23 protein-coding genes are annotated in these 18,663 nt (G+C 64.2%); 8 read left to right on the plus strand and 15 right to left on the minus strand.

Annotated elements, in window-relative coordinates; genetic code table 11:
* Positions 1-52: 52 nt before the first annotated feature.
* Both HWX87_RS19310 and HWX87_RS19315 read right to left on the minus strand, forming a co-directional pair.
* Complete coding sequence (locus HWX87_RS19310) at positions 53-472, minus strand: secondary thiamine-phosphate synthase enzyme YjbQ (RefSeq protein WP_176048608.1); 420 nt, start codon at positions 470-472, stop codon at positions 53-55.
* 10 nt (positions 473-482) lie between these two features.
* The gene (locus HWX87_RS19315) at positions 483-809 is read right to left on the minus strand and encodes a thioredoxin family protein (RefSeq protein WP_176048609.1); all 327 of its coding nucleotides are present in this window, start codon (positions 807-809) and stop codon (positions 483-485) included.
* Between the two features lie 263 nt (positions 810-1,072).
* On the opposite strand from HWX87_RS19315, the gene HWX87_RS19320 reads away from it, so the two are divergent.
* Both HWX87_RS19320 and HWX87_RS19325 read left to right on the plus strand, forming a co-directional pair.
* Positions 1,073-1,783, plus strand: a complete 711-nt coding sequence (locus tag HWX87_RS19320) for a flavin reductase family protein (protein ID WP_176048610.1) — start codon at positions 1,073-1,075, stop codon at positions 1,781-1,783.
* Between the two features lie 53 nt (positions 1,784-1,836).
* The gene (locus HWX87_RS19325; protein ID WP_176048611.1) at positions 1,837-2,169 is read left to right on the plus strand and encodes a DUF2322 family protein; all 333 of its coding nucleotides are present in this window, start codon (positions 1,837-1,839) and stop codon (positions 2,167-2,169) included.
* Between the two features lie 66 nt (positions 2,170-2,235).
* On the opposite strand, the gene HWX87_RS19330 is transcribed toward HWX87_RS19325, so the two are convergent.
* The 6 genes from HWX87_RS19330 to HWX87_RS19355 form a co-directional block, all read right to left on the minus strand.
* The gene (locus tag HWX87_RS19330; RefSeq protein WP_176048612.1) at positions 2,236-2,577 is read right to left on the minus strand and encodes a hypothetical protein; all 342 of its coding nucleotides are present in this window, start codon (positions 2,575-2,577) and stop codon (positions 2,236-2,238) included.
* Between the two features lie 15 nt (positions 2,578-2,592).
* Positions 2,593-2,787, minus strand: coding sequence for a hypothetical protein (locus tag HWX87_RS19335; RefSeq protein WP_176048613.1), 195 nt, complete (start codon positions 2,785-2,787; stop codon positions 2,593-2,595).
* A gap of 32 nt (positions 2,788-2,819) precedes the next feature.
* Positions 2,820-3,764 carry a fimbrial protein gene (locus HWX87_RS19340; protein ID WP_244137711.1) on the minus strand — a complete coding sequence of 315 codons (945 nt, stop codon included), beginning with the start codon at positions 3,762-3,764 and terminating at the stop codon, positions 2,820-2,822.
* A 47-nt stretch (positions 3,765-3,811) separates the two neighbouring features.
* Complete coding sequence (locus HWX87_RS19345; protein WP_176048614.1) at positions 3,812-6,355, minus strand: fimbria/pilus outer membrane usher protein; 2,544 nt, start codon at positions 6,353-6,355, stop codon at positions 3,812-3,814.
* 231 nt (positions 6,356-6,586) lie between these two features.
* Positions 6,587-7,342: a fimbria/pilus periplasmic chaperone gene (locus tag HWX87_RS19350; RefSeq protein ID WP_176048615.1), complete on the minus strand. Its 756-nt coding sequence runs from the start codon at positions 7,340-7,342 to the stop codon at positions 6,587-6,589.
* 113 nt (positions 7,343-7,455) lie between these two features.
* Complete coding sequence (locus HWX87_RS19355) at positions 7,456-8,019, minus strand: fimbrial protein (protein ID WP_244137712.1); 564 nt, start codon at positions 8,017-8,019, stop codon at positions 7,456-7,458.
* A gap of 965 nt (positions 8,020-8,984) precedes the next feature.
* Here HWX87_RS19355 and HWX87_RS19360 point away from each other — a divergent pair.
* The 3 genes from HWX87_RS19360 to HWX87_RS19370 all read left to right on the plus strand — a co-directional run bounded on the left by HWX87_RS19360 (position 8,985) and on the right by HWX87_RS19370 (position 10,457).
* Entirely contained in the window at positions 8,985-9,617 is a 633-nt protein-coding gene (locus HWX87_RS19360) for a LysE family translocator (RefSeq protein WP_176048616.1), read from the plus strand.
* A 224-nt stretch (positions 9,618-9,841) separates the two neighbouring features.
* Positions 9,842-10,183 (plus strand): type II toxin-antitoxin system RelE/ParE family toxin, encoded by a 342-nt coding sequence (locus HWX87_RS19365; protein ID WP_176048617.1) that lies wholly within the window; start codon positions 9,842-9,844, stop codon positions 10,181-10,183.
* Positions 10,170-10,457, plus strand: coding sequence for a helix-turn-helix transcriptional regulator (locus tag HWX87_RS19370; protein WP_176048618.1), 288 nt, complete (start codon positions 10,170-10,172; stop codon positions 10,455-10,457). Before HWX87_RS19365 ends, HWX87_RS19370 begins: the two co-directional genes overlap by 14 nt.
* Positions 10,458-10,499: 42 nt before the next feature.
* On the opposite strand, the gene HWX87_RS19375 is transcribed toward HWX87_RS19370, so the two are convergent.
* The 3 genes from HWX87_RS19375 to HWX87_RS19385 form a co-directional block, all read right to left on the minus strand.
* Entirely contained in the window at positions 10,500-11,225 is a 726-nt protein-coding gene (locus HWX87_RS19375) for a YebB family permuted papain-like enzyme (RefSeq protein WP_176048619.1), read from the minus strand.
* Between the two features lie 144 nt (positions 11,226-11,369).
* On the minus strand, positions 11,370-11,939 hold the full coding sequence (locus tag HWX87_RS19380; RefSeq protein WP_176048620.1) for a hypothetical protein: 570 nt from the start codon (positions 11,937-11,939) through the stop codon (positions 11,370-11,372).
* Between the two features lie 346 nt (positions 11,940-12,285).
* On the minus strand, positions 12,286-12,744 hold the full coding sequence (locus tag HWX87_RS19385) for an Lrp/AsnC family transcriptional regulator (protein WP_006486309.1): 459 nt from the start codon (positions 12,742-12,744) through the stop codon (positions 12,286-12,288).
* 125 nt (positions 12,745-12,869) lie between these two features.
* Here HWX87_RS19385 and HWX87_RS19390 point away from each other — a divergent pair, with 125 nt between their 5' ends.
* The 3 genes from HWX87_RS19390 (at position 12,870) to surE (ending at position 14,859) form a co-directional block, all read left to right on the plus strand.
* Positions 12,870-13,604, plus strand: coding sequence for an AzlC family ABC transporter permease (locus tag HWX87_RS19390; RefSeq protein ID WP_059696142.1), 735 nt, complete (start codon positions 12,870-12,872; stop codon positions 13,602-13,604).
* On the plus strand, positions 13,597-13,905 hold the full coding sequence (locus HWX87_RS19395) for an AzlD family protein (RefSeq protein ID WP_048021434.1): 309 nt from the start codon (positions 13,597-13,599) through the stop codon (positions 13,903-13,905). Before HWX87_RS19390 ends, HWX87_RS19395 begins: the two co-directional genes overlap by 8 nt.
* A 174-nt stretch (positions 13,906-14,079) precedes the next feature.
* On the plus strand, positions 14,080-14,859 hold the full coding sequence (gene surE, locus HWX87_RS19400) for a 5'/3'-nucleotidase SurE (protein ID WP_165581667.1): 780 nt from the start codon (positions 14,080-14,082) through the stop codon (positions 14,857-14,859).
* Between the two features lie 92 nt (positions 14,860-14,951).
* Here the strand turns inward: surE and HWX87_RS19405 are convergent, their stop codons facing one another.
* The 4 genes from HWX87_RS19405 to HWX87_RS19420 form a co-directional block, all read right to left on the minus strand.
* The gene (locus HWX87_RS19405; RefSeq protein WP_176048621.1) at positions 14,952-15,986 is read right to left on the minus strand and encodes a hypothetical protein; all 1,035 of its coding nucleotides are present in this window, start codon (positions 15,984-15,986) and stop codon (positions 14,952-14,954) included.
* Between the two features lie 187 nt (positions 15,987-16,173).
* Positions 16,174-16,914, minus strand: coding sequence for an alanyl-tRNA editing protein (locus HWX87_RS19410; RefSeq protein ID WP_176048622.1), 741 nt, complete (start codon positions 16,912-16,914; stop codon positions 16,174-16,176).
* Positions 16,915-16,974: 60 nt separating this feature from the next.
* Positions 16,975-17,664 (minus strand): serine O-acetyltransferase, encoded by a 690-nt coding sequence (locus HWX87_RS19415; RefSeq protein ID WP_208456539.1) that lies wholly within the window; start codon positions 17,662-17,664, stop codon positions 16,975-16,977.
* Positions 17,665-17,743: 79 nt separating this feature from the next.
* On the minus strand, positions 17,744-18,658 hold the full coding sequence (locus tag HWX87_RS19420; protein ID WP_176048822.1) for a PLP-dependent cysteine synthase family protein: 915 nt from the start codon (positions 18,656-18,658) through the stop codon (positions 17,744-17,746).
* Positions 18,659-18,663: the final 5 nt, after the last annotated feature.

The raw sequence follows: 18,663 nt of genomic DNA on the forward strand, positions 1-18,663 counted from the left end.
ATACGGCATCGCGCGCCAGCGCAGCATCAGGCGTTCCCTCTCACGTTCCCGTTTATTCGCCGATCAGGTGCAGCACGATATCGCGCCGGTGTGCCGCGCGGCGGTGCTCGAACAGGTAGATCCCCTGCCAGGTGCCGAGCACCATGCGCCCTTGCTCGACCGGAATCGACAACTGCACTTGCGTGAGCGCGGTGCGAAGATGCGCCGGCATGTCGTCGGCACCTTCGGTGTCGTGCTCGTAGCGTGTGTCGTCCTCAGGTGCGAGCGTCGCGAAATAGCGTTCGAGATCGCGCCGCACCGACGGATCCGCGTTCTCCTGGATCAGCAGCGACGCAGATGTATGGCGGCAGAACACAGTGAGCAGGCCCGTGCGGATCGCCTGCTGGTCGACGAACGCCCGTACCTGCGGCGTGAATTCGACGAGGCCGCTGCCGCGCGTGTCGACGCCGATGTGCGCGATCGCCTGTTGCATCGCCTCGACCTCAGGCCAGCGCGGCGAAGCCGTCGGCTTCGATCTGCTTCGCATCGGCGGGGCGCACGACGCGCGCCACTTCGACGCCGTCGCGCAGGAACACCAGCGTCGGCCACAGCTTCACGCGGAACGAGCGGCCAAGCGGGCGGCCCGGGCCATCCTCGATCTTCAGGTGCCGCACGGCGGGATGCGCGGCGAACGACGCGACGATCGCGGGCTGCGCGGCCGCGCAGATCCCGCACCAGTTCGTGCCGAATTCGATGACGGTGGTGCCGGCGAGTGCGTCGACGTCCGCGCGCGTCGGCGCATCCTCGGTATAGCGTTGCGGCGTGTGCATCGGGGCCCTCGTGTGGAATGCTGGAACGTGACCGCGCCGGATCGGCGGGCGCGGTCGCACGATCTCCTACTGTAGCGGAAAAGCAAGCGCGATGCCGGCGGGTGCGGAAGCGGGCGGTTGCGATGGCCCGCCGTCCGCCGGGCAACGCCTGCGCATGACGCGCCGTTCCCGTTCGCCATCCGGATAACACGACAAGATTCGGAGTGTCGAGCCGCCACGACAGGATCAGCATGCGGACTGATCCGTCAACGAAGGCGCCGACCATGAATGCTCCGCATTGCGTCACCGAACCGAACATCCTTTATTTCGGCACGCCCGTCGTGCTGGTCAGCACGCTGAACGAGAACGGCACGGCCAATCTCGCACCGATCTCGTCCGCATTCTGGCTCGGCTGGCGCGGCGTGATCGGCATCGCCGCCAGTTCGCAGACCACCCGTAACCTGCTGCGCACCGGAGAATGCGTGCTGAACCTGCCATCGGCGGCGCAGGCGCACGCGGTCGACCGGATCGCGCGCACGACGGGCACGTATCCGGTGCCCGACGGCAAGCGCGCGAAGGGTTATGTGTTCGAACCCGACAAGTTCGGCACGGCCGGGCTTACCGAAGCGGCGTCGCAAACCGTCGCACCGCCGCGGGCGCTCGAATGCCCGGTGCACATGGAAGCGGTCGTCGCGGCGACGCACGGGATCGGCGAAGAAACGCCCGACCTGCGCGGCCACATTCGCGTGTTCGAGGTGCGCATCCAGCGTGTACACGTGCATCCCGACCTGCTGATGGATGATCACCCCGACCGCATCGATCCGGACAAGTGGTCGCCGCTGATCATGAGTTTTCAGAAGTTCTACGGCCTCGCGCCGCAGCAAGTGCACGCGTCGCGGCTCGCCGAGATTCCCGAGCGTGCGTATCGCAGCCCGGATATCGAGCGCTCGCGCGAAGTGGGCGCGCCGGCCGGTGCGCCGAAGCCGATCGGATAAGATACGGCCGGCCACGTTCTGTGGCCCATGACCGAACCGACGGAGTGTTTTCAGTGATTCAACCGACCCCAGTATTCAAGGACAACCTCGCGCAACTGCCGGCCATCGACGGCATCGCGCGCATCGATCTCGTCGGCGCGAACGGCGACGTGGTCGCGACGATCGAGAACCAGCCGGGCAAGCAAGGTTCGCTCGCGGTGTACCACTACCTGAAACAGGCGTTCGGCACGCTCGACGCGAAGGCCGCCGAGCACGGTCTGGCCGTGTTCGCGGAGCATACCGCCGACGCGCGCAACCGCCCGGGCGCGCATCCGAACGTCGACCGGCTGCTGGCGATCGTCGCGGGCGGCGACGCGCTGCGGATCGATGTCGTTGCGAAGGGTTGAGCGACTGGCGAGACAATGATGCCGTCCATGCGTGCGTGGCGCGGTCACGCAACGCGTCGACGCACGTCAATGCATGCGGATCATCGTCCCGGCCGCGACGCGCGCACCCGCATTCAATGCCAACGACGACGGCTTCGCCTGCCGTCCTTCATTTACCCGCTCATGTACCTGACTGAAGCTCTGGAACGGCAGCCCAACCCGGGTGTTGCCGTTCACGTTCACGTTGACGGTGCGATAGCCGCCGGATGCCGTACGCAAGTCGGGAGACTGGCTGTTGACGAGGCTCACGCCCGTAGCGGGTGTGACAGAGTCCTCGCCGGCGTCGCGAATGGCGATCGAGCGCTTCAGCCGCTGCGCCAGCGACACGTCGAAACCGGCGTTCTTCGTGAACGTGCGAACCGGCAGCACCTTCGTGAACTTCGACTACGTCTGGTCGGCCGCGCCCAGTTCTTCCGTGGCGTACCACGCCGAACCATCCGGCTCCGACACGACGATTGCATCGTCGATCCGTGCGGTCAGCCCGATTTGCTTCGACACCGTGTCGGCCCGTGCCGTCTGTACGAGGCCGAACAGTACACCGCCGATGCCCGGTGCCAGAACGAGTTTGGCGAGTCTCACCGAACGATCTCCACACAGCCGGCTCGCCGCCGTCACTGATAGTCCATCAACACGACCATCGAGCCACTGACCGTGCCCGTATCCACCGTCGGCCCCGTCTTGATATAGGACGCCTGCATCGGAATCGCAAACGAACCGCCCGTCGCCTTGTTGTATGCATCGAGCTTGATCGACTGGTCGAACGTCACCGGGGTGCCCGCGTTATCGGCAACGCGAATCTGCACCCCCTTGGCCGTCGTGTCCGCACCGATCGGCAGCACGCCTGGCGCGTTCGCAATCACACCGCCGACGGGGTTGAGCGAGTAGCCCACCCGGTTGTAACCTTTCGGGCAGTTTTCGACCCGGACCTGAAAACTATGCGTGCCGGCCACCGAACCGACATCGCCGAATTTCCGCAGGTTGACGGGCGGCAGCGTGACCGCCTGGTTCGGCACCGAGCACGTGCCGTCGATCGGCGTGATCGTGCCTTTCAAACTGATGAATATGTTGCCCTGCCCAGCCGCGAGTCTCATCCCGAAATAGGCCGGATTAGTACTCGTGCCCGCCAGCGATCCACCAGAGTTCGTGCGTCCGTCCCCGAGCAACTGCACTTCGATCGGCTGGGTAATTTCGATATTCACAGGATCGGTGGTCGGGTACGATCGCCCGTTGATCAGCATGCGGGTCGACACGCCCGACACGTTGGTCGTAACCGTCGGACCGGGGCCGGACGAGCCACCATTCGGGTAGTTCCACACTGTCGTGATCAAGCACGTCGGCTTGCCGCACGCCTGCTGCGGCGAGACGTAGTGGCGTGCGAGCACGGTACCGCTCGGCGTATTCTTCGGAATCGAAATCTGCTGCCCGAACGCGGTGACATCCAGAGCATGCGAGGGGGTCGCGCTCAGCAAGGCGCCCGCCGCCGCCCCGATCGACGCGATCGTGCGCAGCCATCCGTCGACCGTCGTTCGTGTTCCTTTCGTTGTCGTATGCGTCATCTGATTTTCCTGTTTCCGGATCGAATGCATGAGATCGCGCCCCGGCCTCATCGGCCCGCGACGCACACCGAGTAGAGCTGGCGCACGCCGTGCGAGGCCGCCTTGCTCTTCGCGACCGGCAGCGAGTAGTTGATCGAGCACGACGCGTCGCCCGTATCGCTCCAGCGCACCGTGAGCGTGCCGCTGTCGTCGAGCCCGCGCGCGAAGATCCGGCTGCCCTGGCCCACCACACCGATTTCGTTGCCCTGCGCATTGACGACCGCCGCGCCGAACGGCAGCGCGCTGCCGTCGTCGCGTCGCGCATCGATCACGGCCGACTTGCCGGACGCCGTCGCGAACTCGACCAGCGGCACCGCGCCCGCGCGCGGCGCGACCTGCTGCGTCGTCGATTTCATCTCGACGTCCGTGGACAGCCCTTCCGGATCGAGCTCGATCGCATTCAGCGAATACGGCGTCAGGAACGGCACGACCGCATAACCGCGCCCGTCCACGCGCGCCCCCGCCGAATTCATCACGCGTGCGCCGGCCGCGTCGTCGGCCTTGACGATCGCAAACGTCTCCGACAGCGGCTGCGACAACGTCAGCCCGCCACGGTGCGCGACCATCCCGCCGCGGATCCCGACCGAGCCCTGCTGGTAACCGGCCCCCGCACCGACCGTCGCCGACAGCTCGCCGGCCGAACCGCGATACACGACGCTGCCGCTGCCGTCGTTGCTCGTGTTGCCGTAGCCCGACGTGTGATTCGCGGTGACGCTGTACGACACGTTGTCGTCGCGGCCTGCGGAACCCGAGAACGTCGCAAGCGCCTGGTTCTCGCCGCTCGTGCTGTGCGAGAAGCTCGTGGTGGCCGTCACGGGCGACGTGCGGCCGAACGGGATCGTCGCGCTCACGTAATACTGCGTATCGCTGCGGCCCATGCTGTTCTGCTGGCGCAGCACCGACACGCCGTAGGTCATGTTCCGGAACGTGTTCGAGTAGGTTGCCGAATAGCTGTAATCCGTGCCGCCGCGGTTCCAGTAATTCGTTGCGGCCACGTTGAGCGCGAGCCGCCCGGCCCGCCCGCCGAGCGCCTGGTTCACCGACAGCGACGTGCGGCTGCGCTGCCGTGCGACCGAATCGACGTTTCCGCCGTTCGCGACGCGCTCACGCACGCGCATCGCGTCGTTCAGCCCGAAGTAGCCGCTCGTCGAATAGCGGTACGCGGCGAGCGCGATGTCGGTTTCCGTCTGCGTGATCGACTTCGCGTAACTGAGCCGCGCGCTGGTGCCGCTGAAGCGCTTCATGCCCGGCACCGATGTGCTCGCCTGCGTGACGTCGAAGCCGAACGCGCCGTACCGTGTGTTGAGCGCCGTGCCGATCATGCCGGACAGGTAGCCCTGCGCGACGGTCGCACCGCCGTAGGCCGTCACCAGGTTCGTCAGGCCCTGCTGCCAGGTGCCCTGCATGAACAGCGGATTGCGGTTGCTCTCCATGTCGCGCACCGTGCCCGCGACGAAGCTGTAGCGGTGAACGCCCGGCCGCAGCGACATCGGCACGGCCGCATACGGCACGCTGAACTGATGGATGGAGCCGTCGGCCTCCGTCACCTGCACGATCAGGTCGCCGCCATAGCCGGTCGGATACAGATCGTCGATCACGAATGCGCCCGGCGCAACCGTCGTCTCGTAGATCGTCATGCCGTTCTGGCGAATCGTCACCCTCGCGTTCGTGTTCGCGACGCCGCGCACGACCGGCGCAAAGCCGCGCACCGAGTCGGGCAGCATCCGGTCGTCCGACGCAAGCTGTACGCCGCGGAACTGCGTCGAGTCGAACAGCTCGCCCGACGTGTACGACTCGCCGATGGTGAACTGCGACTTCAGCGCCGTGAGATCGCGCTGCGCGTAGGTCGCGATGTCCTGATAGTGCGCGCCGCCGCCCGTCGACCAGCTGTACGAGCCCTCGTGGCGGAAACGCCACGCACCGACGTTGACGCCGCCCGTCAGCCCGACATAGCCCTGCGTGATCGTCGGGCCACCGCTGCCCCGGCGGCTGTATACGTTAGCGTTGTAGTTCAGCATGCCGGCCGTCACGCCTTCGTCCCAGCGCTCGGGGCCCACATAGCCGCGCGGGCTGCGGCGCAGCGCCGTCTGCGGAATGCTGACGCGCAGGCGCTGTTCGCCGAATTCGAACGACGTGGTCGCATCGGGGATCGCGTCGGCCACCTCGAGACACGCGCGGCCGTCGCGCAGCCGCGACAGCACGTCGGGCGCAAGCCGCTGCACGTCGACGCCGAGATCCTCCAGCTGCGCTTCGCCGAAGCACGGCTGCGCGTCGATCGAGCGTGCCGACGCGCGGAACGCGACCTGCATCGTGGTCACGAGGTTTTCGTTGACGTACACGTCGACGCCGTACGACCCGGGCAGCACGGCATTGCCCTTCTCGAACCGGGACAGATCGACATTGCCGCCGCCATGCTGGCCGGGCAGGAATCCGCTGTCGAACTCGACACTCGCCACCTGGGTTGCAGCCGCCGGAGAGGCATCGACGTCCGCGGCAACGACCGGCGCGCCGATCGCGTGCGTGGTCCAGCCCGCGATGGCCGTCAGCACCATCGAAGAGATTACGCTTGGGCGGAGTACGCGGCGCGCACCGTCGCCAGGTTGGAGATCAAGATTCATGTTCGGCTGGATTTAATTCGTTATGCGAAATGAACGACACATTCCGCATGAGCGGATGTCTCACGTATTGCGCCGGCTAGTCCGGAGCGGCTGCCGGCCCTGGCCGTGCCGCAGGTCGATGTCGCGCAGTGCGTCGGCTGCCGGCCTCGCGCGAATCGCGTCGCGTCAGTTCCGCGCCGCGCTGGCAGTTGCGCGCTTCGACGGCTTGATCGTGCCCCAGTCGTCGATAGGGGCATACTCGACTTCTGCGCTCGCGGGGGCGACTGTCGTGCCCTGAAGCGGGAATTCAGTCTCGCCGCCGGGCCGCACGAAATTCGGCTTGAGTTCCTGCTTGCGGCCGCCGACGTCGACGTTGACGACGCCGAGATTCACGACGTACGGCGTCGGATTGGACGCCTTCAGCGCATAGCCGCGGCCGTCGCGCTGCGGCGCGATCTGCCATTTCAATTGTTCCGCGGCAGTTGCGGCATGGCCGGGCAGCCCGCTCGGGCGGTACATCACCTTGATCCGCGACCGGAACGCAAGCTGGATCTTGTTCGACGCTTCGTCGCCGGTTGCCTTCGGCGGCACTTCCAGCACGTTGAGCCAGAACAGCGATTCGCGATCGGCCGGCAGGGATTCTTCGGTCTTGATCAGTCGCAACGACTGGCCCTTGCCCGGATCGAGTCGAAACATCGACGGCGTCAACACGAACGGCACCGCGATCTGCTCGGGCGCTTCCTTTTCGTTGCCTGTATCGATCCATGCCTGCACGAGCGCCGGCGCATTGCCGTCGTTTGCCAGCCGCACGGTGACTTCGCGGCTATCGCCGGGAAAAATCACGCGCGTACCCGTGATCACGACGCTCGCAGGCGAGCAGGTTGCCCACAACGTCGCGCACAACGCCAGCAGAGCCGCCGGCTTCGGTAGCCTCCAGTTCATAGGTTCATCCTGTTCGGTAAGTCGGGTGCGGGCGGGCATCCGGATGAATGCCGCCCGACACGAGGTGGGGCAGGAAGATGCCGCCTGACGAATGCCAGGCGGCAGCGCTGGCATTACTGGTAGTCCAGCGAGTACTGAATGCGCGAGTTCGCGGAGCCCGCCGCGGACTTGCCGGTGGCGTGGTATTCGGCAAAGTAGTTCAGCGTCGCACCGCCATCCGTCAGAGCGACGACCTGCGAGTTCTGCTGCGAACTCGCGGCGCCCGCGACGATCGGGCGTTGCTGGTCGTTCAGCAGGCCGATCTGGACATTCTGCGCGACGGCGTCTTCCGCGCCAGCCGATACGAGATTCAGGCGGCCGCTCTGCGAATCGACGGTGTCGCCCGCTTCGAACACGGTCGAAACCTTCGTCGAATCGCCCGTGCAACCGCTCAGCACGATCGAGAACGGCGTACGGCCCGCCACGTCGCCCGAGGCCGCGAGCGCGTTCGCCGACACGCTCGGCAGCTTCACGGTCATGTTCTTGTTGCCGGTTGCGCCGCCGCCCGCGCCGATCGAGCAGGTGGTCGACAGCACCTTGCCGCTGAATGCGATCTCGCCGTCGGCCGCCATGGCCGGCGCCATCGATGCGAGGACTGCCACTGCTGCTGCGCCTTGAACGATACGTGCAATGCTCATCTTCTTATGCATGTGATTACCCTTGAGTAAAGATTGTCAATGACTGTCAAAATGAACGAAGTGCCACTCCCGCTTCGGACTTGCCTGGCGGCGCGTCGAGTGCTGCGGAGCACATTTCGGAATCTATTTTCCAGAGTTATCACCGATATAAATATGGGACGGAAACTAAACGAATTCTTATAAAAATAGGACATGTACGAAATTGAAAGCAGCCCATCTCATCGATCAAGTTGACTTGCCAATGTTCTTCAATTTTCGATTAGCAATACAATGCATTTACGAAGCAGATCGATTCGCTATCGCGGGGATGGGTGAGTTCGAGCACGCAAGAGCACGTCGTGTCAAGTTTGCGCGACGGGGGTCGAGATGCGAAACCGGCCATGCGCGGCGCGGTGGCCGTCCGCCTTATACATATGATTAGTAAACCGTAGTATTTTACCGACTTACCCGATCCTGGCCCGACATCCGTCGACAAACGTTCGAGCGCGAGCCGGACGACATCCTCGATCAAATGCCACGCATGCTTCAGTGCGTCCGGACCACCATCCTGCGTCGCGTCTTCTGGAATGCCGATGCCCCATGTCGTTGACGGCGATCGAGACGCAACGGCCAGCCGTCCCCGCCTGCGCCAACCGCACGTCGATCCTCACGTTGCCGCGCTTCGTAAGTTTCCGACTTGACTCGACCCCGATGCGACAACAACGAATCGCTTTTCCACATTGCGTCGATCGAACGTTCGGCGGATCAACCGCTCGGTCAATGCGTCTTGCGAATATCGCGTGGAGATCGTTCCGTTCATGCTGCCGCTTCGACGCGAATCGACAGTGCGAATCCGAATGGCTGCGACGATTTCCCGACCACGCCAGCGGCTCATGCCCCCAATCCCGGAGCAGGCGCGGTTGACCACCCGCGGCAGCCCTTCTAAACTGATCGTCCTTTACGCCGTTCCGGCGCAAGGGCCTTCCATGATCGATCTCTCCACGCTCGCGCTGTTCTCCGGCGCGTGTCTCGCGCTGACCGCCACGCCGGGCCCCGACATGCTGCTGATCGCGTCCCGCAGCGTGAGCCAGGGGCGACGCGCCGGCTTCGCGACGCTCGCGGGCATTCAGGCCGGCACCTACTGCCACGCGCTCGCGGCGGCGCTCGGGCTGTCGCAGCTCTTTGTCGCGGTGCCGATCGCGTACGATGCCGTGCGCTTCGCCGGTGCCGCGTATCTGCTGTATCTCGCATGGAAGACGTTCCGCTCGAATGCGACCGCGCTGTCACCCGTCGCGTCGCAGCGGCGCCACTCGACCGCGACGATCTTCCGCCAGGGCCTGACGACCAACCTGCTGAACCCGAAGATGGCGCTGTTCGTGCTCGCGCTGTTCCCGCAGTTCGTGCGGCCCGAGCACGGTTCGATCGCCGTGCAGATCCTCGTGCTCGCGACGGTGCTGAACCTGATCGGGCTCGTCGTCAACGGCGCGGTCATTCTCTCCGCGAGCCGGTTGAGCCAGCGGATCGGCGCACGCCGCCGCCCGTCGAAACTGCCGCAATACCTGCTCGGCACGGTGTTCGTCGGACTCGCCGCACGGCTCGCCATCGCGGGACGGAACTGATCCCGCAATCTCCCGAAACCCTCCCGAAGCATCCGGGCACGCCCGATATCCGTTCGGCCAGCTAGTCGAATCCGGGCCACCGGCAAACAATCCGGCTCGCACATCAGCAATGAATCACCGGGGAAACGTCCGAACGTCTCCCCGGCGTTTCCGTGCATTCCGCGAGCCGCCCTCATGACGCACGACGGCGCGCTTTCTTGCGAATAGATAACATATTTGTTACTGTGCAAACCGTCGCTTATGAAATCCGTTTCTTCACCGAGCAGGTCGAAGCGGGCGTGTTTGCGTTGCCGAAAACGCTCACCGCCAGGTTCTTCGCACTCGCCGATCGTATGGAGCAGTACGGCCCGAATCTGGGCGAACCTCACACCAGGCCGATCGGCGACGGGTTGCATGAAATGCGCCTGAAGGACCTGGAAGGTATCGCCCGTGTGTTTTACTGCGCGGTCGTCAACCGGCGGATCGTCATGCTTCACAGCTTCGCGAAGAAGACGCAGAGAACGCCGCTGAAAGAGCTGGCTACCGCGCGCCGCCGTTTGAAGGAGGTTCGATATGGCAACCTATAAGGTCCTGCGCGAGCGCGCGCTGGCCGATCCGGAAGTACGCACCGAATACGAGCGACTGAACCGCGAGGAATTCGCGCTGCTCGACGCGATGCTGGCCGCCCGGCGAGCCGCCGGCCTTTCGCAAGCCGAGGTGGCCGAGCGCATGGGCACGAAGGCACCTGCCGTCACACGACTCGAACGCGCACTCGCAACCGGCCAGCACTCGCCGTCGATCGATACGCTGCGCAAGTACGCGGCCGCGTGCGGCAAGAAGCTCGTGATCTCGTTCGCCTGAATCGCGTCAAGGCGCGGCGGCGTCGAATCGGCCAGCCGTTCGTCAAGCGACCGATGTCCCGCCTGCCCCGCATCGCACCCGATCTCCGCCTGCCCGCGCATCGCCGTCATGATCGCGCGTATCCGCCACCACGCGCAGTTCCCCGCTCTCCATCAGGCTCGCAGGCGTCACCGTGCGGCGCTGCCACGGAATCCGGCCGAAATACCAGACCTTCCAGAAGCCGAGCGGATGACCAGGATTCCGGCGCAGCAGCGTGTCGAAGGTCTCGACGTCGCCGAGCACGATCCGCGTCGCATCGCGCACGACCTCACGCACGAAACGCGAGCAGAACTGCCGGCTCGACGCGAGATTGAAACCCGTGTCGTAGACCACGCCGATCCGGCGCATCGCCGCATCGACGAGCCGACGCCGCTGCCCGGCATCGAGCGGCTGCCTCAGCCGCGCGATCACGCAGGCACCCCGATCGGAACGCGCAAGGAAGCGCGACATCGTCGTCACGCGCGACAGCGGGAACGTGCTCTCCGCGATCAGCACCTCGCCGCCGCGTTCGCCGACGACGATCCCCACGTGATTCGTCCACGCGCGCGTCGCGCTGGCCACTTCGAGAAACGGCCGCACCGTCACGCGGATGAACACGATGTCGCCGATCTGCGGCTCGACCGGTAGCGACGGGCAATGCGGTTCGGAAGAATCGACGGAGAAGAGACGCCGAATACCCGCGCCAAGCGGGCGGATCATGAGCGGCCGGCAGCCGGTATCGACAACCATACGGACCTCGCGCGAGTGAACTTGGCGCAAGCATGTCAGCAGGTGCCGCGTACCGCATCCGCCGCATGCGCGAGGATGCGAATCCGTGCCGCCGGGTGGCGGATTCCGATACCGGAGAAACGGGCGATGCGCGCCGCCGGGCCGTCAGCGCGTCGCGCCCAGTGCCACGCGCAACTGCTCCATCAGGTGCGTGTAATACCGCAGCACATCGTCCTTCGGCACGACATTCGCGGTCGCGAAACGGTCGGACCACACTGGTTTCCACTCGTACGAGCCGTGCACGCTGCGGTCGCCGTCGGGCGCCTGGATCAACGAGCGGATCCGCGCATCGCGGCCCGGGCCCGTATGCACGTCGAACAACGCGTGGATATACGTGTGATACGCGTCGTACACGTCGTCGTCGAACAGGTAGCGGTAGATGTGGAACGTGCGGTCGAGCTCGCGCTTCGCGCGGATCACGTCGTCCGGCGAGATGTCCTTCCAGTAGCCGATCCACGTGTAGAAACACAGCAGCGCATTGAGCTGCGGCGCGACCGCGTCGTACAGCGCGAGGCGTTTCTCGATCAGCCGCTGGTTGGTCCACTGCACGAGTTCGAGCCGTTTCAGCCGGCGCGCGACGAGCCAGCCGAGACACGCGACCGACAACGGCGTCAGCACGCCAAGCGCGAGCTTGACGATTTCCAGCGAATTCCACGGATTGTTGAATGGCTGCATGAATGGCCCGACAAGGAGAAACGCATTCGCGGCAACGCATGACCGGCGCGCAGCGCCGCGTGCCCGATCGCGTCGACATTGACCGTTAGTTGCTTGCGCATCGAACGTCGCGCGACGACACAGACAACATGCCCGAACCGGCGTGATTCGTCAGTCTATCGGACGATTGTCACCGAGCCGTGACCGTTCGTCGACCCGTCGTCGCGTGTCTGCGTGTCTGCGTGTCTGCGTGTCTGCGTGTCTGCGTGTCTGCGTGTCTGCGTGTCTGCGTGTCTGCGCGTCTGCGCGTCTGCGCGTCTGCGCGTCCGCAGTCCGCATATCCACACGCCCGCGTGTCCGCATCGCGCTAGGTCGGCAACGCAGACGTGAGCTTCACCTTCTGCATCGGGATGTCGGTCTTCACGCTCAGCACGCCAGGAATACGCGTGAGGTACTCCATCTGGAAGCGGCGGTAGTCGTCGATATCGGCCGCGACGACGCGCAACAGGAAATCGCAGTCGCCGGCCATCAGGTGGCATTCGACGACTTCCGGCATCTGCTGGACCGCCTCGGCGAAGCGGTTCACCGATTCCGCGTCCTGCCCCTTCAGCCACACGCGCGTGAAGATCGTCAGCCCCTTGCCGACTTTCGCGGGATTCAGCACGGCCACGTATTTCTCGATCACGCCGGCCTCCTCGAGGAGCCGCACGCGCCGCAGGCACGGCGACGGCGACAGCCCGACCTCGTGCGCGAGCTCCACGTTCTGCATGCGGCCGTCGCGCTGGAGCGCGCTCAGGATCCGGCGGTCGATGGCATCAAGTTTCATTTGGCATCCGATTCCAAGAAATTCTCAAAACATGCGTTCGATGCCAAATTCTCTGAAATTCATGGCCACAACGCAACCCGATTCGAGTCAAAAAAGCAGACAATCCCTCCCCCGAAGGAGGAGTAATGAGCAGTAGCGTTTCAACGTCGTCAGGGCTTCGCGACAAGCCCGCCTATGTCGCCGAGATGGGTCGCGGATTGCGCGCGGCGCTGCCCGTCATGCTGGGTTTCGTGCCGTTCGCGCTCGTGCTGGGCGCGCAGGCCGCGCAGAAGGGGCTGAGCCTGTTCGAAGTGCCGATGATGACCGGCATGAACTTCGGCGGCGGTTCCGAATTCGCGGCGATCCACCTGTGGACGTCGCCGCCGCACATCGCGCTGATCGTCGCGATGTCGTTCCTCGTGAATTCGCGCCACATCCTGATGGGCGCCGCATTCGAGCCATATATCCGCCGCCTGCCGCGCCGCCGCGCGTTCTTCGCGCTGTTCTTCATGTGCGACGAAAGCTGGGCGATGTCGCTCGCCGACGCCCGCGCGCGCTCGGCCACGCACATCAGCGTGCCCTATTACGCCGGCATCTGCGTGGGGCTCTACCTGACGTGGATCTCGATGACCACACTCGGCGCGGCGGTCGGCCCGACGATCGGCAACGTCGAGCAGTACGGCTTCGACATGGCGTTCACGGCCGTCTTCCTGGTGCTGCTGCGCGGGATGTGGAAAGGGATGCGCGCGAGCCGCCCGTGGTTCGTGAGCCTCGTCGTCGCGGCGGCCACGCACCTGGCCGTGCCTGGCGCGTGGTACGTCGCGGCCGGCGCCTGCGCAGGGTTGATCGCCGCGCTGCTGTGGGAGCCGCGCGATGCCTGATTTCCCGGATCTCAACACGGTCGTGACGATCGTGCTGATGGCGTCGACGACTTACCTGTCGCGCATCCTCGGCTACGTGCTGCTGCGCAACCGCACGCTGAGCCCGCGCATGGCGTCGGTGATGGAGAACGTGCCGGGCTGCGTGCTGATCTCGGTGATCGCGCCGGCCTTCGTGTCGACGCGCCCGGCCGACCTGCTCGCGCTGGCCGTTACGCTGATGGCGGCGACGCGCCTGTCGATCCTGCCGACCGTCATCGTCGGCGTCGTGTCGGCCGGCGTGCTGCGGCACCTGCTCGGCTGAGCGGTTCCGACCCGCCGCGCACGCGGCACGGCCACCGACGAACGGGCGCGCGATGCGCCCGTTTTCACATCCGCGCCGACGGCGCGACACGACGATTCTCACGCGGGAATGCTAGCCTTGTGGCTTGCGCCACGCTGCCCCCTCTCCTTACCCATCTCCGCGAGGATCGTCCCGATGCAAGAAACCCGCCCGCTGTTCGATCGTGTGCTGCTCACCAACGACGACGGATTCGACGCCCCCGGCCTTGACGTGCTCGAACAGGTCGCCACGCAACTGGCGCGCGAAGTGTGGATCGTCGCGCCGGCGGAAGACCAGAGCGGCACGTCGCATTCGCTGAGCCTGCACGAACCGCTGCGCGTGCATCGCAAAGGCGAACGCCGCTTCGCGGTGCGCGGCACGCCCGGCGATTGCGTCGCGATCGCGGTCAGCCACCTGATGAAGGATGCGCGGCCCGACGTCGTGCTGTCCGGCGTGAATCGCGGTGCGAACCTCGGCACCGAAACGGTGTTCTCCGGCACGGTCGGCGCCGCGATGACGAGCATGCTGGTCGGCGTGCCGGCCATCGCACTGAGCCAGGCCTTCACCGATCGCAATGCGGTGCCGTGGGGCACTGCGCTCGCGCTCGCGCCGGACGTCATTCGCCGGCTCGCCGCCGCCGGCTGGGACAGCGATGCGTGCCTCAACGTGAATTTCCCCGCACGGCCGGCCGAGGACGTGCGCGGCCTGAAGGTGACGAATCAGGGTGCCGGCACCCTGCAGGGCGTCGAGATCGTGTCGGGGCGGGACCCGCGCGAAATCGACTATCACTGGCTGAAACTGGCCCGTGCGCCGCGCGAGGACGATCCGGATTCGGAAACGGTCGCACTCGGCGAAGGGTATGTCGCCGTCACGCCGCTGAAGTTCGAACGCACGCACGACCACGCGCTCGCACAACTGCGGTCACGTCTCGGCTGATCCACGGACGCAGGCAGGAAAGCGGTCGCGGCAATCGCGTCTGGTGCCGTACGGTGCACCGAGCGGCTGCCAAATCCCAGACAGGGGAACGGTCACTCCTCGTTCGCGCAAGGCTTCTTCGGCCCGACGAAGCGAATGACATTCAGCGATAGCGCCAGTCCGGTGCTCAAGCCGAGCAAAAGCAAACCTGCGTCATGCAGCCAACCGTAAACAAATTGGCTCGACGCGATCGCCAAGACCAAGGGTACCGCGACCCACAGGCCGAACCGCCGCCACTCGAATCGATTCGGCTCCAAGTCCAAGATCGAGCGAGGCACGATTTCGTTGGCAGCATTCAGTCGGTCCTGTACTTCGTGCAGATCGAGGGTGCGCATGTGCTCCGCCGTCGTGCTCGGATTCCGGTGCAGCCTGCGCCGGTAGATCTCGCTACGCACCACGTGCTCGCCCGGAGCATCCTGTAGGTCTCGCCAGCGCCGTTTCTTCACCCCATAGGCCTGCAACAACAGAATGGACGTCCTGGGCCGGCGCAGGACCTGCAGGTAGCGCCCGTCCAGCACGACCAACCATTCATCGCGCTCGTCGCTAGGCGCAATGATAGCCAGCCGCTCGGCTGCCGGATAGGACGCCTCGCGCACCCAGGCGGCGATGGCCGGTTGATCGTGCGCGCGCATGAAGGCAACCCGGTGCTTGCCCTCGTGAGCCCAGAAGATCCCCAACGGCTTGATCCAGATGTAGCAGGCGTTGCTCGGCGAACCGAACGTCCCGGCATAGCCGGCAATTTTCTCCGGCACCTTGTCCGCCTCGACGTGCTCCGGAAACCCTTTGATGCTCGCACCGAGGACATGCCTCGGGTTCACGTAAGCCCTGAAGTACTGCCGCCGCTCCTCTTCCTGCTCCCAGTCCATAAATGGCAGAACAAGCCGCAGCAGCGAATCGCCAAAGTAGGCGCAAGTGTCGCGCGAATCCATCCAGTCGTCGAGGAACGGTTGGCCGACCAAACCACGTGATTGGCGGTCCATCACCAGTTTCAGGTTGCATAGCCCGGCGACCACGTTGCTGATCGGTTCTGGCAGCACCTGATGGGTCAGATCCCTGGGTGGCTCCTCTTGCGCGGTGACTGCGGTCAACTTGCATCTCCTTCACTCTGGTACCGAGATGATAAGTGGGTTCTGCAAGCAGCCCAGAAAAGACGAATTGTGTGGCGTGTGGCAAATCGTGCGCTGCTCGCCGCAGGACGGGCGAATGATCTTCCACAGCGGGAAGGCCGCGCGAAGTTTCACGCGGCGCCCGTGTAGGTTATTGACATCGTCGCGTCTACACGCCCTCTTTGAACCCAATCACGACTCGTCGCGTACGTGAGGATTTCTTTTCCATCTTCTGTACGCAAACCGCGCCGACTTCGGCGGTATTCGCGACATGCGTTCCTCCACACGGCTGCAGATCGACACCCTCGATAGTCACGACGCGTACCGTGCCGTGTCCCGTCGGGGGCATCACGCTCATCGTACGAACCCACTCGGGATTAGCTCTCAGTTCAGCATCGGTCACGACATCGCAACGCACCGGCCTAGCGGAGGAAACCAGCTCATCCAAAGCCCGATCGATGCCCTCCCGGGACAACGGATCGCTGGTCACGAAGTCCAGACGCACATAGTCCGACGTTATGCTGCACCCATCCACCGCATAGGGCAGCACGCCACACATCAAATGAGCCGCGGTGTGGAAACGCATGAGTCGATATCGGCGCTCCCAATCGATTTCGAGTACTACCCTATCGCCCGGTGCCAAGCGAGCCAGTACCGCGTCTTGTCCCGGCGCGGGAATATGAACGACATCATCAGGATGTGCATTCGGCTGCGCTGACTTACGTGCGTCCGCGATCGTCAATCGAGTTCCGTCAGCCAACATAAGCGTGCCGCAATCGCCTAGTTGCCCCCCACCATGCGGGTAAAACACGGTGCGATCCAGTGTCACCCCCGCCTCGTCGATCTGGATGATTTGAGCTTCGCAGCTGCGAAGATAGCTGTGGGTTCGAAACAGTGCTTCTGTGGCCATGGGATGGTTTCTCGCTAGATATGTCCCGTTGCTTTTTCGGGTTATCGTGAATCGCCAAGGTCAGATAGTTGCAGACTTCGCCTTACCATCGAGCGCTCGCCCACGAGTCACTTGCAATACCGACCGAACTGTCACTACCGATCCTGGCGGCACGTCGTCTTTGATAACGCAATGCGAGCCGATCAACACATCGTCGCCCACTGTGATGTCGCCGAAAATCCTCGAGAAGGCACCCACCTCGACACGACTTCCCAACGTCGGGTGACGCTTTCCCTCCGGGTTGGCGGCGATGCCTGTCGCACCGAGTACGACACCCCCGAGGATGTAGCAATCGTCCCCAATCTGCGCCGTCTCGCCGATCACCGTACCGTATCCGTGATCGAGCACAAAGCGACTCCCGATCATACTTCGCGGATGAATCTCCGCGCCTGACAGAAGGCGCCCGCGCGCTGACACCAACAGCACGGCATCGTCCAATTCGGTGGGCACGCCGTATTCGCCGCTGGACATGCACGAAAGCGCGCGAGCAAGCCGGTAATGTAAGACTGCCTTGTAGGACAAGTATCCATAGGCGATCGCCTTCGCCTCACCACGCGCCGCAGGATCTTTCTGCGCGAACGCCAATAGATCCTCCGTTGCAACACCAACGGCGGCTCGGAATGGCAGTGATTGTTCCACCAAATCGACAGTCGACGGCGAGCAGCACTCCATCAGTGCCGCGCGCATATGGTTCCGTACCAGTTCTTTCATCGTTTAACACCCACATGACTGTGGATTCCAGAGCCCTCTACGCCGTGAACGCAAGTCGACACGAGCTCGCGACATGAGGTTATTGGAAATAGGAAATATAGGAATCCACGTCGTCGTAAATCATCGTCAACACATCGGCTCGAGGCTTAAGCACAGTCGCCAACTTCGATACAGCCACGAGATTCGCTGCTGACGAAATGCCAAGACTGATGGCATCTCGCCGCATGACGCTCTTGACCATCGCCAGACACTCGTCCTTAGAAACGCGAATCATGCCGTCGAGTACCGAGAGATTCAGCACGTCCGGCACGATCCCAATCGAGAGCCCCTGGATCTCATGAGATGCGTGCTTGCCGCGTAAAAGGTCACATTGCTCAGGCTCCACGCCGAAAACCTGGATGCCTGGACGCCATTGCTTCAGCACCTCGCCTATCCCAGTGATATGGCCGCCTGTACCGATACCGCCGACGAATGCATCCAGTGAATAGTCGGCGAATTCATCGATGATTTCTCTCGCGGTGGCCTGCCGATGTGCCTCCGGGTTGGCCGGATTTCGTTGTTGATTGAGCATCACGTAGTCCGGATGCTCCAGTTGCATCTCCATCGCTTTCTCGCCGTGCGAATTGTTGCCTCGGCGGCTATCCGACAGAACGATCGTCGCGCCGTACATTTCCAGCAGGCGACGCTTCTCGGGACTGTAGTTGTCGGGAATGACCAGTATGACCTTGTAGCCGAGCACGTTGCCGATCATGGCCAAGCCGATCCCCGTATTGCCACCGCTCGGCTCCAGAATGGTTTGACCACGACCGCGAACCAGCCGCCCCTTGTGCTCGGCGTCCAGCACCATACCAAATGCGATCCGCGCCTTGTGGCTTCGCCCAGGGTTAAATGACTCAAGCTTGGCGTAAACGGAAAGCCCCGTGTCACCAGACACGCTGGCAAGTCGTACGATCGGTGTCTTACCGATCAGGTCAAGTATCGAATCGAAGATCATCGCCA

It is taken from the genome of Burkholderia sp. BCC1644, assembly GCF_902833225.1.
Taxonomy (GTDB): Bacteria; Pseudomonadota; Gammaproteobacteria; order Burkholderiales; family Burkholderiaceae; genus Burkholderia.

What these genes read in the sequence shown, in the direction of transcription:
- HWX87_RS19360 (WP_176048616.1), top strand. Translation starts at nt 8,985, where the DNA reads ATGATCGATCTCTCCACGCTCGCGCTGTTCTCCGGCGCGTGTCTCGCG.
- HWX87_RS19345 (WP_176048614.1), bottom strand. Translation starts at nt 6,355, where the DNA reads ATGGTGCTGACGGCCATCGCGGGCTGGACCACGCACGCGATCGGCGCG.
- HWX87_RS19320 (WP_176048610.1), top strand. Translation starts at nt 1,073, where the DNA reads ATGAATGCTCCGCATTGCGTCACCGAACCGAACATCCTTTATTTCGGC.
- HWX87_RS19375 (WP_176048619.1), bottom strand. Translation starts at nt 11,225, where the DNA reads ATGGTTGTCGATACCGGCTGCCGGCCGCTCATGATCCGCCCGCTTGGC.
- HWX87_RS19350 (WP_176048615.1), bottom strand. Translation starts at nt 7,342, where the DNA reads ATGAACTGGAGGCTACCGAAGCCGGCGGCTCTGCTGGCGTTGTGCGCG.
- HWX87_RS19420 (WP_176048822.1), bottom strand. Translation starts at nt 18,658, where the DNA reads ATGATCTTCGATTCGATACTTGACCTGATCGGTAAGACACCGATCGTA.
- HWX87_RS19340 (WP_244137711.1), bottom strand. Translation starts at nt 3,764, where the DNA reads ATGACGCATACGACAACGAAAGGAACACGAACGACGGTCGACGGATGG.
- HWX87_RS19370 (WP_176048618.1), top strand. Translation starts at nt 10,170, where the DNA reads ATGGCAACCTATAAGGTCCTGCGCGAGCGCGCGCTGGCCGATCCGGAA.
- surE (WP_165581667.1), top strand. Translation starts at nt 14,080, where the DNA reads ATGCAAGAAACCCGCCCGCTGTTCGATCGTGTGCTGCTCACCAACGAC.
- HWX87_RS19395 (WP_048021434.1), top strand. Translation starts at nt 13,597, where the DNA reads ATGCCTGATTTCCCGGATCTCAACACGGTCGTGACGATCGTGCTGATG.
- HWX87_RS19355 (WP_244137712.1), bottom strand. Translation starts at nt 8,019, where the DNA reads ATGAGCATTGCACGTATCGTTCAAGGCGCAGCAGCAGTGGCAGTCCTC.
- HWX87_RS19410 (WP_176048622.1), bottom strand. Translation starts at nt 16,914, where the DNA reads ATGGCCACAGAAGCACTGTTTCGAACCCACAGCTATCTTCGCAGCTGC.
- HWX87_RS19390 (WP_059696142.1), top strand. Translation starts at nt 12,870, where the DNA reads ATGAGCAGTAGCGTTTCAACGTCGTCAGGGCTTCGCGACAAGCCCGCC.
- HWX87_RS19310 (WP_176048608.1), bottom strand. Translation starts at nt 472, where the DNA reads ATGCAACAGGCGATCGCGCACATCGGCGTCGACACGCGCGGCAGCGGC.
- HWX87_RS19385 (WP_006486309.1), bottom strand. Translation starts at nt 12,744, where the DNA reads ATGAAACTTGATGCCATCGACCGCCGGATCCTGAGCGCGCTCCAGCGC.
- HWX87_RS19380 (WP_176048620.1), bottom strand. Translation starts at nt 11,939, where the DNA reads ATGCAGCCATTCAACAATCCGTGGAATTCGCTGGAAATCGTCAAGCTC.
- HWX87_RS19315 (WP_176048609.1), bottom strand. Translation starts at nt 809, where the DNA reads ATGCACACGCCGCAACGCTATACCGAGGATGCGCCGACGCGCGCGGAC.
- HWX87_RS19415 (WP_208456539.1), bottom strand. Translation starts at nt 17,664, where the DNA reads ATGAAAGAACTGGTACGGAACCATATGCGCGCGGCACTGATGGAGTGC.